The organism is Microcoleus sp. S28C3, assembly GCF_036700785.1.
GTDB lineage: Bacteria > Cyanobacteriota > Cyanobacteriia > Cyanobacteriales > Microcoleaceae > Microcoleus > Microcoleus asticus.
In genome coordinates this window covers 1-12,682 of record NZ_JAUBPO010000149.1, presented here as the reverse complement: position 1 = coordinate 12,682, position 12,682 = coordinate 1, and the positions used below count along the sequence as shown (strand labels likewise).

The 12,682-nt window shown below is 49.4% G+C and carries 10 protein-coding genes; 5 read left to right on the top strand and 5 right to left on the bottom strand.

The genetic code is table 11. From position 1 onward, the window contains the following. Positions 1 to 147 precede the first annotated feature (147 nt). The 3 genes from QUA13_RS29160 (at position 148) to QUA13_RS29150 (ending at position 2,580) form a co-directional block, all read left to right on the top strand. Entirely contained in the window at positions 148 to 867 is a 720-nt protein-coding gene (locus tag QUA13_RS29160; protein WP_333204159.1) for a group II intron maturase-specific domain-containing protein, read from the top strand. A 128-nt stretch (positions 868 to 995) separates the two neighbouring features. Then, complete coding sequence (locus QUA13_RS29155; RefSeq protein ID WP_333204156.1) at positions 996 to 2,264, top strand: pitrilysin family protein; 1,269 nt, start codon at positions 996 to 998, stop codon at positions 2,262 to 2,264. A gap of 109 nt (positions 2,265 to 2,373) precedes the next feature. After that, a complete protein-coding gene (locus QUA13_RS29150) occupies positions 2,374 to 2,580 on the top strand; it encodes a hypothetical protein (RefSeq protein WP_333204154.1) in 207 nt (68 codons plus the stop codon). A 19-nt stretch (positions 2,581 to 2,599) separates the two neighbouring features. On the opposite strand, the gene QUA13_RS29145 is transcribed toward QUA13_RS29150, so the two are convergent. Next, positions 2,600 to 2,977, bottom strand: a complete 378-nt coding sequence (locus tag QUA13_RS29145; RefSeq protein ID WP_172190245.1) for a DUF6632 domain-containing protein — start codon at positions 2,975 to 2,977, stop codon at positions 2,600 to 2,602. A gap of 306 nt (positions 2,978 to 3,283) precedes the next feature. Between QUA13_RS29145 and QUA13_RS29140 the strand changes: the two genes are divergently transcribed. Together QUA13_RS29140 and QUA13_RS29135 are read left to right on the top strand one after the other, a co-directional pair. Then, complete coding sequence (locus tag QUA13_RS29140) at positions 3,284 to 5,104, top strand: efflux RND transporter periplasmic adaptor subunit (protein WP_333204151.1); 1,821 nt, start codon at positions 3,284 to 3,286, stop codon at positions 5,102 to 5,104. A 249-nt stretch (positions 5,105 to 5,353) separates the two neighbouring features. Next, on the top strand, positions 5,354 to 6,619 hold the full coding sequence (locus tag QUA13_RS29135; protein ID WP_172190243.1) for an ABC transporter permease: 1,266 nt from the start codon (positions 5,354 to 5,356) through the stop codon (positions 6,617 to 6,619). A 68-nt stretch (positions 6,620 to 6,687) separates the two neighbouring features. Here QUA13_RS29135 and QUA13_RS29130 read toward each other — a convergent pair whose 3' ends face one another. From QUA13_RS29130 to QUA13_RS29115, 4 genes are all read right to left on the bottom strand, one after another. Then, on the bottom strand, positions 6,688 to 7,308 hold the full coding sequence (locus tag QUA13_RS29130; protein WP_333204150.1) for a Uma2 family endonuclease: 621 nt from the start codon (positions 7,306 to 7,308) through the stop codon (positions 6,688 to 6,690). A gap of 50 nt (positions 7,309 to 7,358) precedes the next feature. After that, complete coding sequence (locus QUA13_RS29125) at positions 7,359 to 7,670, bottom strand: hypothetical protein (RefSeq protein ID WP_333204148.1); 312 nt, start codon at positions 7,668 to 7,670, stop codon at positions 7,359 to 7,361. Between the two features lie 228 nt (positions 7,671 to 7,898). Beyond that, positions 7,899 to 8,660 carry a hypothetical protein gene (locus QUA13_RS29120; protein ID WP_333204146.1) on the bottom strand — a complete coding sequence of 254 codons (762 nt, stop codon included), beginning with the start codon at positions 8,658 to 8,660 and terminating at the stop codon, positions 7,899 to 7,901. 171 nt (positions 8,661 to 8,831) lie between these two features. After that, positions 8,832 to 12,682: TIR domain-containing protein (locus QUA13_RS29115; protein WP_333204144.1), on the bottom strand; the 3,851-nt coding region annotated here is incomplete at its 5' end.

Genomic DNA, 12,682 nt, shown 5'->3' with positions numbered 1-12,682 from the left:
TAAGCCGGATGTGCTCAAAGGCACAAGTCCGGTTTTGAGGGGAGGGGGTCACAGCGATGTGACCTCTTTACCCGACTAATTCTGAAACCTAAAGATGATGCGAAGGCAATACTTGATAAAGTCAGCGAATTTCTGGCAGAACGAGGCATGAAGGTTACTGAAAAGAAAACAAAGCTAACGGCTACGACAGATGGGTTTGACTTCCTCGGTTGGCATTTCAAAGTGCAAAACAACGGGAAATTTAGAAGCGTTCCATCAGCGGACAATTTTAAAGCGTTCCGTCAGAAGGTAAAACACATCGTTAACAACTCGAATTATGGTGCTACGGTCAAAGCTGAGAAATTAGCCCCTGTAGTTAGAGGCTGGAGAAATTACCATCGCTACTGTAAGTTGGATGGTTCACGGTTTTCGCTGTGGTTTATCCAAAATAGAGCCTTCAAGGTATTCAATAAGGAAGCAAAAAAGAATCGTTATACTGTCAAGAAATTGATAGAAAAAGCATTTCCGACGGTTCCTCACTCCGAAAACAAATTTGTCAACGTCAAAGGAGAGAAATCTCCCTACGACGGAGATATAGCCTACTGGAGTGAGCGTAACAGCAAGCTCTATAACGGCGAAACCTCTAAAGCTTTAAAACGGCAAAACCATAAATGTGGAAAATGTGGCTTAAAAATGCTAGGCGATGAAAAGGTACATCTACACCATGTGGATGGTTGCCACAGTAATTGGAAAACAAATAACCTTCTAGCGGTTCACGAAAGCTGCCACGATTATCTCCACATGAGCAAAGGCGCAAGCCAAGAACATCGGGAGCTGGGTGCGGGGAAACTCGCACGCCCAGATCTAACTGAGAGGTGCGGAAGATAATACCTCCCATCGACTCAACCAAATGGCGATCGAGTAATTACAAATTACCAATTACCAATTACCAATTACCCATTTTCAATTACCAATACTTCAGCTACGCTCAGTACAAGTTCCCAACTAAATTAACCATGAACAATGAAATCCAGCGCACGGTTTTAGACAACGGTATTGTTGTCTTAGCAGCAGAAAATCCAGCAGCAGATATTATTGCAGCTAGGATATTCCTGCGAGCCGGCAGTCGCTACGTGCAGCCGGAACAAGCAGGATTGTGTCACTTGCTGTCGGCGGTAATGACTAAGGGAACCGATCGGCTGTCTTCGCTGGAAATTGCCGAGCGTGTAGAATCGGTGGGAGCGAGGTTGAGTGCCGACTCTACTACAGACTATTTTTTAGTGAGTTTGAAGACGGTTTCTGCAGATTTTGAGGAGATTTTGGAGTTGGCGGCGCAATTGACGCGATCGCCCACTTTCCCGGAAGCTGAAGTCGAACTCGAACGCCGCATTGCCATATCAGCAATTCGATCGCAGCAAGAACAGCCATTTGCGATCGCCTTCGAGCAATTGCGGCACGCGATGTACCAGGAACATCCCTATGCTTTCTCTCCCTTGGGCTCGGAAGCTACTATGTCAAAGCTCACTAGAAACGAGCTCGAACAGTTCCACAAAACCTATTTCCGTCCCGATAATGTAGTTATTTCGGTAGCGGGCAGAATCTCGACCGAAGATGCGATCGCCCTGATCGATGGAACTTTTGGCGACTGGAAAGCGCCTTTAACACCCCTGCCAACTTTAAGCGTCCCCCCCCTGTCCCCCTCCCCTCAATCGGTCGTTACGGCGCAAGATACGCAGCAATCAGTGATTATGCTGGGCTACCTCGCACCCTCTGTCAAAAATCCCGACTACGCAGCGATTAAGTTGCTCAATACTTATTTGGGTAACGGTTTGTCGAGCCGATTGTTTGTGGAATTGCGGGAAAAGCGGGGCTTGGCTTACGACGTTTCCGCGCTCTACGCGACGCGCTTGGACACGGCTCAGTTTGTCGCGTACATGGGTACTGCGCCGGAAAATACGGCGACTGCTTTTGAAGGATTGCGCGCAGAAGTCGATCGACTCGCCAACACCGAACTAAGCGAAGAAGAATTGCAAGCTTGCAAGAATAAAATGCTCGGTCAATATGCTTTAGGAAAACAAACTAATTCGCAAATTGCCCAAGTTTTAGGCTGGTACGAAATTTTGGGATTGGGAATTACATTTGACCAACAATTTCAAGAAGAAATTGCACAGGTGACAGCTTCACAAGCGCGGGATGCTGCTAAGAAATATTTTGTAGAACCGTATATTTCTTTGGTGGGCCCGGAGGCAGCGATTACAGAGTTGGGTGTAGCGGCTGTTTGTTGAGTAGGAAATGGGCGATCGAACTTTTCAAAAGTTCGATCGGTTCGATCTGATTATACGCGATCGCCCGGCTCTGATATAAGCTCCAGCAGAATATGTCAATATCCCACCGATGGTTGAATATTCACTAACATCATTAGGTGAAATTTTCCTTGAGCCGAGCGCAACGCTTTACAAGTGGGGTGAGATACATCTTGCTGACTTAGCAGCGATTCGTACTAACCGAGAAAATGCACAAAGAGCGATCGAACGGCTCAAATCAGCGGCAGTAGACGTTGTAACTCAGCACCCAGGGCTTTCGTCTGTCTGCTGGATTTGAGCCGTTCGATCGCGCCCATTCATGCACTTGGCACCACTTCGCGTGACGCTAGGAAACCAAGGACAATTGCCACCAAAATCAATGCTGGAACATCGCCGAGGAGGTGTCCGCGTTCCGCAGAATCAATCACTGCGTGTACCGCCATGATCAGCCCGTGGACAACACTCGACCAGACGGTGAACCAGATTAAGCTGAGATGCGTTTCTGGTTTTCGAGAAGCCCACAGCAAAAAGACACCAAGTGTGGCATAAATGCCGACGATCATCTGTTCGTATTCGTATTGGCTGGGTTGCCATGACCAGCCAGATGACCAAATCTTCATCAGTGGATAGACAAGCAGAAAGGCAATTCCGACAACAACAAGGGCGATTCGCAAGTATCGATGATGCTGATCCATTGCTGTAACCTCCTATTATTTTCCAGTATAGTCTCTACCAACTAGATTCCTATTTGCGCAGTAAATACCTTGAACTCGATCGAAATCATACATCCCACGATTGTGGTGCAGTCCTAAACGCTTCTGAATCAACCAGAAAAAAAGTGCTTATAAAGATCGGCTTCCCGCCACACCCCCATAGAGGACTTGTGGCATAACGGTTGATTTGAGAGGGAAACGATTGCCTCTAACTAAAAATATCATAATTGAACGTTTTCTGTTCCCGCTCCGTCTAAATTGAACAGACGCCCGATTAGTCTAATTTATATGTACTTAGTAAAGCACTTTCAGATTAAAAAAGAGCTGAGTCCGTGGGTTAGCGCGCTGCTTGCCGCTTCCCTGCTTGCAGGAGTAGGCTACACAGCTTACAGCCAACTCACAGTCAAATCCAGCCGCGAAACCAGGCGCAAGGAAAAAACCGTTGCTGTCGAAAGGGTGAACCTGCCGATTACAATTTCGGCAAACGGCACAATTGTGCCCGAACGTTCCGTTAACGTCAGCCCCAAAACTTCAGGAATGCTCAAAAGTTTGCTTGTCAAGGAAGGAGATAAAGTTGAAAAAGGGCAGATTCTCGCCTACATGGACGACTCCAACCTCCAAGGGCAACTTACCCAAACTCGCGGACAACTCGCAGCCGCCGAAGCAAACCTGGAAAAATTGGTCAACGGCACTCGAACCCAGGACATTGCTGTTGCTAGGGCAGTGTTAGCAGAACAACAGGCAAGTTTGGAAAAATTGCTCAACGGCAATCGAAGCCAGGATATTGCCGTAGCTGAGGCACAACTAGCTGAACAACAGGCAAATTTACAAAAATTGCTCAACGGCAATCGAAGCCAGGATATTGCGGTAGCTGAGGCACAATTAGCTGAACAACAGGCAAATTTACAAAAATTGCTCAAGGGCAATCGGCCTGAAGACATCGCCCAAGCAATTGCCAAACTCAGAGATGCCGAATACGCCAAAAATCAAGCTGAGGAAGACTTTCAGAGAAATCAGGAACTCTATAATGCTGGAGCCATTGCTTTGCAAGTTGTCAACAACTCCCGCACCGCGCGCGATCGAGCTCAAACGCAAGTCAGACAAGCCGAACAAGCTGTAGCTTTGCTGCAAGCGGGTACTCGCCCCGAAGAAATCGCTTCGGCGCGGGCTGCTGTGGAGCAAAAACGGCAAGCTTTGACTCTGGCCCGATCGGGCGCACGCCCGGAAGAAATCGCTGCCGGGCGGGCTGCTGTGGAGCAAAAACGGCAAGCTTTGGCCCTGGCGCGATCGGGCGCACGCCCGGAAGAAATCGCTGCGGCGCAGGCCGCCGTCGAGCAAAAACAGCAAGCTTTGGCGCTGCTAGAAGCAGGTTCCCGCCCCGAAGACATCGCCCAAGCCCGCGCCCAAGTTCTCTCCGCTAGAGGCAGCCTGCAAAGCGTTCAAGCGCTGATCGGCGACACTGTGCTGCGGGCTCCTTTCACCGGCACTGTCACCCGCAAGTACGCCGATCCGGGCGCTTTTGTGACTCCCACGACGGCAGGTAGTGCGGTTTCTTCGGCGACTTCTTCTTCGATTTTGTCCTTAGCTTCAAAAAATCAATTAGTAGCAAACGTAGCAGAAACTAATATTTCTCAGATTAAGATCGGCCAGGCTGCGTCTATTCAAGCCGATGCTTTTGCGGGAAAGACTTTTACAGGTAAAATCAGTCAAATTTCGCCTCAGTCGATCGTCCTGCAAAATGTGACAAGTTTTGAGGTAAAAGCGGCAATTATTAATGACGATCGACAAGTGCTGCGATCGGGCATGAATGTGAATGTGGAATTTAAGGCCGGTGAACTTAAAAATGTTTTGGTAGTCCCGACTGCAGCAATTGTCCGCCAACAAAGGGAAACGGGGGTTTTTGTTCCCGGTGGAGAAGATGGCAAACCTGCTTTTATGCCGATTAAGACTGGTATGACGGTGGATGACAAGACGGAAGTGCGATCGGGTTTGAAAGGAAATGAAAAAGTGCTGCTTACTTTCCCCCCCGGATCGCGGCCTAGATCCCAAAATCCATCGTCGGGTGGAATTCCTGGTTTGCAACCGGGTGGCGGAACGCGCTTGCGTTAGTAGTCAGCAGTCAGCAGTCATTAGTCATTAGTTAGTGGTTGACAATTACCGATTACCACTTGCCAATTACTAATTATCACTTATCAATTACCAATTACCGATTCCCAACAGCACAACACGGAAGTTACGGATACACGGATAACTTTTTTTTTACTCTTGCTTCTTCTTTGTTCCGTGTTGCTTGTTCTTTCTTCCTTAAAACTCCCAATTATTCCTTAGCAATTACCTATTAGCTATTACCTATTACCAATGAAATTACAGACTCGCCCCCGTACCAACAAAATCTCTAACGTTCAAATCGCTTTCATGGCGACAGAGGCGCTGTGGAATAACAAATTGCGTACCAGTTTAACTATGCTGGGCGTAATTATTGGGATATCTTCGGTAATTGCCATTACTTCGGTGGGACAGGGAGTACAAAAATCAACTGAAGAACAGTTAAAGGCTTTGGGTACAAATGTCCTGTTGGTGTTATCCGGCGCTGCGCGATCCGGCGGTGTCAGTCAGGGAAGCGGTTCTGCTACTACCCTTACTTGGGATGACGCTAAGGCGATCGGCAAACAAGCTCCTGCTGTCAAGGCAATTTCTGCTTATTTGCAGCGCCAAGTGCAAGTAGTTTACGGGGGACAAAATTCATTTACTGCTATTTTGGGAACGGATTTAAATTATCCGGATGTCAAGAACATTCAACCTCAACAAGGACGGTTTTTTAACGAGGATGAATTGAATGCTGCTGAGCCAGTAGTTGTCCTCGGTTCTAAGGTGCGGGACGAACTTTTTGGAGCCGGAGCTAATGCGCTATCCTCCGATATTCGCATTCAGGGAAACCGCTACAAGGTCATTGGAGTGATGGAAAGCAAGGGGTCTGTAGGGGGAACCGATCAGGACGATCGAGTGTATATTCCCCTCAAAAATATGTCTTCGCGAATTGTGGGGAGAAATTCTTTAGCGGGGATTGCGATCTCGGGTTTTTGGTTGGAAACTGCGGGCGAAGCGGATTTAGCGGATGCTCAATTTCAAGTGGAAAATATCATGCGCTTGCGCCACAATATTTATCCGCCACAACCGGATGATTTTCGAGTTGTCAATCAAGCTGAGATCGTTAATACTTTCAGCAATGTGATAGGTTTATTTACGGTTATGGTGGGAGCGATCGCCGGAATTTCTTTGGTGGTTGGCGGCATCGGTATTGCTAATATTATGTTGGTGTCTGTTGTTGAACGCACTAAGGAAATCGGGATTCGCAAAGCGGTAGGCGCTACTAATGCAGCAATTCTCATTCAATTTATGGCGGAATCTATTTTAGTTTCCACGGTGGGGGGAACGGCGGGTATTGGGTTGGGAATTGCGATCGCCTTTGGGGCTTCGACAGCGTTCAAATTTCCGTTTGTGGTTTCTGTATGGTCGATTACAGCAGGTTTTGGGCTATCTTTTACCGTCGGGTTGTTAGCTGGAGTATTGCCGGCTCGGAATGCGGCTCGCTTAGATCCGATCGCAGCCTTGCGGAATGATTAAATTTAAGCAATATAAGCTCTTGTGGGGTGGGCATCCTGTCCGCCCGAAAGCCTAAATTTTAATTCAGCTTATACTAAACCAGCTTGAAAAATCTGGTTTGCTGTGAGGTTTAAATCGGGAAAAGCTTGCGACACAATCCGATCGTTCTCTCGAAACTTGAGGATTTGATATTCACCATCAACCAAGTTACCCACAGAAATCGTCGGTTGTTTGGGATTGCCAATAAAATTGCGTCCGCCCAACGCAGCATAATCGACAATCCAATATTCAGGAATACCCATCTCCTCATAATCAGCATATTTCAAATAGTAATCATCGCGCCAATTGGTTGACAAAACCTCAATTACCAAAGGTATGGATGCACCCAAGCTGAGGATAGATTGTTTTTGCCACAAAGTTTCGTTCACCAGATTTGCACGATTCAGCACCAACACATCAGGGAAATAACCAGAATCTTTTTCAGGAGGCCTAACTATCGCTTGGTTGGGGATACTGTATGGCAATCCCAGACGCTCGATTGCAACGGAAACTTTGATTGTAAGAAAGCCTTTAACTTCCTCGTGTTCGCCTACGGTTTGTCCCATCTCAACAATATCTCCATTATGCAGTTCGTAGCGTACCGCCGAATTTTCAGGCAGCCACTCCACAAATTCCTCGAAGTTTACGAGTTTGGGTAAAGCTTGAGTCATAGGTTTTCAAAATTACCGATAATAGAAATTATATCTCTATCCATCTGCGTTTATCTGGGTGCATCGGCGGTGACAAATTCCCCATCTGCTAGCATTGCTAGATTCAGGCAATTTAAGACACTGGATTTGATCGGACGCTTTTCATCCCAAAATACGATCGCTGAATAAAAGCTAATTGCCGCCGGTGAATTCAAAAGCTCAAAAGTTTGACGTGCAACTTCCTCGTCGTCAAAGCTGAGAAAGTAAACAGTATCATCAAAAACCACAGGTTTATTAATTATTTCACCTATCAACCTGAACTCCAATTTTTTATAAAGCCCGCCAATCGCAATTTTCCAAGGTTTGAAGGTATAATCGCCCACTCCAAAAATCGCAAATCGAGGACTGTTTTGATAAATTTTGCTTTTCCGATTATCTAGATAAACTGCGATCGCGCCTTTCTCTTGTCCGGCACGCTCAATGACCTAAAAAATGGGATACAAGCGCCGTCTTTCTAGGGCGGCTTTTTTCGCGTCTCTAATCCTCTAATTAATTCCCTGAGTGCTTCAACACACTCTCAGGCTGGTGCGTTTCCCTTTGCTGAACACACCCTACAGGTTTAAGCTTGACGCACCACTACCAGTTGCTACAATTTGCTTGAGAACGCGGTCTAACGCCTTGGGGTTATCCAGATCCACCGCTTGTAGCAGGCCCGAATCCACCAGTGCACGGGCCCGTTCGTCTTTCACCGTTCCATTCAACGCCGCCACCAAAATATCCGCCGTCCTTCCACTGCCTGCGATCGCCACGATCGGGCGCTGTGCTTCCACGCTCTCGGCTGCATCCTTCCAGGTAATTTCGCCCCCATTGATTAAAACGGTGACAGAGGGCAAACCACCGGATAGGACACTGGGGATCTGCGCGATCCACGCAGACTCATCCCCCCACTGCGAACCCGGAACCAGGATAAAATGCGTGTGATAGGGTTCTAAGGCACACGCATCTTCTGCAGGAGGTGGCTGGTTCGGTAATGTTGCCAGACCGACGCAGGCAACCCCAATCAGGGGAAAGGTTGCACCGATTTGCCATCGCGCCTCCCCCATCATTTGCATTACGCCAGCATCAGTCCCGCCATCGACGACGTAGGCATTTAAGGACTCGGCGAGGGGAGCCAGAACTGTTAGAAAGAGCGATCGCAGCCGTTCCCGATCGACTTCGCTGAGTTTACTGGCACCGCCAACCACCACGATGACCGGACGCGGACTAGAGAGTCCCAGTTGCTCTAGAGTTAACGTCAGGTCGGCATTGGGTTGAGGATAGAGAGCTTTTGCCGTCAGACCGTTGGAAAATTCGATCGAGAAAGATTCTTGCATGAAAAAAAAATACAACGCTACATAGAAAAATAGCTCGCTCGGCCGCCTAGCTATTGGGTCTTGAAAATGAGGTTTAGTGGCTATCTCAATCCTAACAATGCGATCGAGCATTCACTCTAACAACCATTCAATTCACTGTTGACTGATAACTGATAACTGTTCCCCCTGAACTCATCCCAACAACTTAGCGAGCTCCTTCTCCGTAAACGGATTCTCACCCTTTTTCAGGGCATCAATCCAGCCTTGCCGCTGTTTTTTGTCGTCTGCCGAATCCGTACCCTGGATAAACGCTTGAAAATCTGCGATCGCCCCGGGCGTATCCCCCGTCAGCGCCCGGGCCACCCCACGACTATCTCGAAAGTTGCCATTGCCCGGTGCAAGTGCCACCGCCGTATCGCAGGCCGAGATCGCGGTCTTTGCCCCTTGGTGCAGGGCACCGTACCAACACAGCGTATTCCAAGACTCTGGAGGGATCTTCCAGGTTGCGTCGAACTGCTTTGCTCTCTCGAAGGCATCCACTGCTTCCTGAACTTTACCCTCTTGGACTAGGTTTTCCCCTTGTTCGATCGAACCGCCCGCAGCCCACTGTTTAACCCTGTCCTCTGCTGGCACCTCAATCCTGGGCGATAATTTCTGGGCCTGTTGGAACGTCGCGATGGCTAGGCCCAAATCGCCTTGCCGCGCGATCGATCGACCTCGATTGACTAAAAACTGGGCGTTTTCCGCATCGTTCCAGGCCAGCCTTTGACAGGTTTCCCCCGCCTCTTTCGCCACGGAGATCATTTCCGCATCCTCAGCACCAAACTGCGTTTGGGGCGCGACTAAAACGGGATGTAAGATTAATCGGTTGCACGCCATCTTCAGCCAATCTTGCCAAGTGCCAAGGCGCCAGAGGCGAAGCGTGCCATCGTTACTGCCGCTGATAATGGTTTTACCGTCCGGGCTAAACGCAACTGAAGTGACTGATTTCGTATGTCCCTTGAGGGGCTGACCGATGGGTTGACCGGAGGTGTCCCACAGGCGAATGGTCCGATCGGAACTACCGCTGGCAATGGTTTTGCCATCCGGGCTAAATTTCACCGAGTAGATTGAATTGGTGTGTCCTTGAAAGGGTTTACCGAGGGTTTTGCCAGAGCGATCCCACAGGCGAATTGTATAGTCCTGACTGCCACTGACGATCGTGAGGCCATCCGGGCTCCAGGCCGCCGAGGGAACCACATCCTTATGCCCTTTGAAGGGTTGACCGATGGGATTGCCTGAAGTATCCCACAGGCGAATTGTCTTGTTATAGCCACCGCTGACGATTGTTTTGCCGTCCGGGCTCCAGGCCACGGACTTGACCCAATATGTATATCCCTCAAAGGGTTGACCGAGGGTTTTGCCTGAAGTAGTATCCCACAGGCGGAGCGTCCAGTCATAGCTACCACTGACAATGGTTTTACCATCGGGGCTCCAGGCCACTGCCTCGACCGGACCTTGATGTCCTTTAAAGGGTTGACCGATGGGATTGCCAGAGCGATCCCACAGGCGAATTGTCTTGTCATAGCTACCACTGACAATGGTTTTACCATCGGGGCTCCATGCCACTGAATAGACCGGACCTTGATGTCCTTTAAAGGGTTGACCGATGGGATTGCCTGAAGTATCCCACAGGCGAATTGTCTTGTCCCAGCTACCACTGACAATGGTTTTGCCATCGGGGCTCCAGGCCGCTGAGGATACTCCTTCTTTGTGCCCGGTGAAGGGTTGACCGATGAGGTAGCCGTCCGTATCCCACAGACGAATCGTCCCGATATCGTCGCTACTGAAAATGGTTGTGCCATCGGGGCTCAATGCCACGGACGAGACTGAGCCAACGTGCCCGATGAGGGGATGACCCAGGAGAGGATTCCCCCCCAGATCCCAAACAGAAATGGTTCCATCCCCGCCCCCACTGACGATGACGCTACCCTTGCGACTAAATGCGAGTGACCCTATCCACCAACCCTCATGCCCTTTGAAGGGTTTACCGATGGGTTTCCCCGATGTGTCCCACAAACGAATCTGCCCGTCATTGCTGCCACTGGCAATGGTTTTGCCATTGGGGCTAAACGCCACTGACGCGACCTCATCCTCATGCCCCGTCCAAGGTTGACCAATGGGTTGACCCTGACGAGTCCACAAACGAACCGTTTTGTCCTTGCCGCCACTGACGATGGTTTTGCCATCGGGACTCAATGCGATGGATCGAATCCCACCCCGATGCCCTTTGAAGGGTTTACCGACGGGCTTGCCATTCGCGTCCCACAGACGAATCGTCCCGTCCGCGCCGCTACTGACGAGCGTTTTGCCATCGGGGCTAAATCGGATTGACGAGACCTCGCCTTGATGCCCTTTTAAGCGTTGGCCCATGAGCTTACCAGAGATGTTCCACAAGCGAATCGTCCCGTCTGCATCGCCACTGACGATCTTTTTGCCATCTGGGCTCCAGGCCACGGAATGGAGGGCGGGTGTAGGCCCATTGGGCAACGGCTCGATCGGTTGACCGATGGGATAGCCATTCGTATCCCACAGGCGAATCGTCCCGTCTTCACCCGCACTCGCGAGGGTTTTGCCGTTTGGACTCAACGCTAATGAGGCGACTCCCTCTGCGTTTGCTGTCAGGAGATTGCGCTCTCTGGCATCTCCGGCGGCATCGCGCAAGCTAGACTGCACCTGGGCCAACGTCTCCCGGCGAACCTCGGGCGATGCAGATTCGATTTCACCTGTGGCTTTAATCGCCAGAATGAGTGCCTCTAGGGGATCGGCATCGAGCAGCGATTGGACGCGGGCCGCATTCTCGTCTAACCTGGCAATTTTGGTTTGCTCTTCGGCAATCTTCGTTTGCTCTTGTGCGTCTAGCCACAGCTTTGTGGTAACAATAGTGGCAAGCGTCATAATCCCGATCGCACCCACAGCCGCTCCCGTTAATAGCATCTTATTTTGGCGCTTGTACTTGCTACTTTTGGCAATATATGCCTTTTGTAACTCGGTCGCGACGGGCTGTTTCTTTTGTGCTTGAATGTCTTGCAACCACGCTTCGGCAATGGCTAATTCACTTCCTCGCAACAATAAATCGTTGGTTTTATTTTTTTGTTCCCATTCGAGCGATCGCTGAGACCATTTCGTATGATTGCGTAAGTGTTCTCTGTCTGTATCGAGGGTTCTGACCAATTGGTTGAAATTGGCATTAAAATCCCGATCGTTTTGATTGAAATCAATCCACTGTACCTTGGCTAACTCTGGATGCAGTTCGGCTGAAGCGATCGGCTGATGCAGCACCGTGACAAAGCGTTTATTCAACCCAGCGGCATACTCGACCTCCGCCGCACAATAGGGAGACGCGATCGATCGGGGTGAGAGAATAAATAGAAAGTTATCGCAGACTTGAATTCCCTGGTGAATCTCCTGGGCAAAATCTGCGCCCGATGCAATACTTTCCTGGTCAAACCAAGTCGTTTTTCCCTGAAGTTGCAGTTCCTCGTTCAACTTTCTAGCTAAATCCGAATCAGCACGAGAATAGGAAATAAACACATCGAGCGCCTCCGCAGGCGGTTGCCGCAAACTTTCAGCAATAAATTCTTCTTGCAAAGGCGTAGGTGGATGCTGCGATCGTTTCTGCGCCACCTTCAACCACGCCTCTGCACTTCGCAAGTTATAGCCTCGCAGCAGAATACTGGGATTATGGTGCTGTCGCTCCCACTTCAGTGCTTTGGTCAACAAAACCTTATGCTCGTTATAGTAAGCCTCATCTTGATGCAAAATCTTCAGCAGTTGACTTTCATCGAGCAAGTAATCGTCTTCTTTTACGTTGTCGGTGAGGTCGATATACTGCACGCCCTGCAATGCCAAAGGAATCGAGTCGGGTGGCGTTTCTCGAACTAAAATGGGAATAATTCGTTTCTGGAGCGATACGGCACAGTCTAATTCTTTGCGAACGTACTCGGATTCTACAGAGTCGGGCGAAACCAGATAGACCAAATTATCGGTTTGTTCGATGCCCC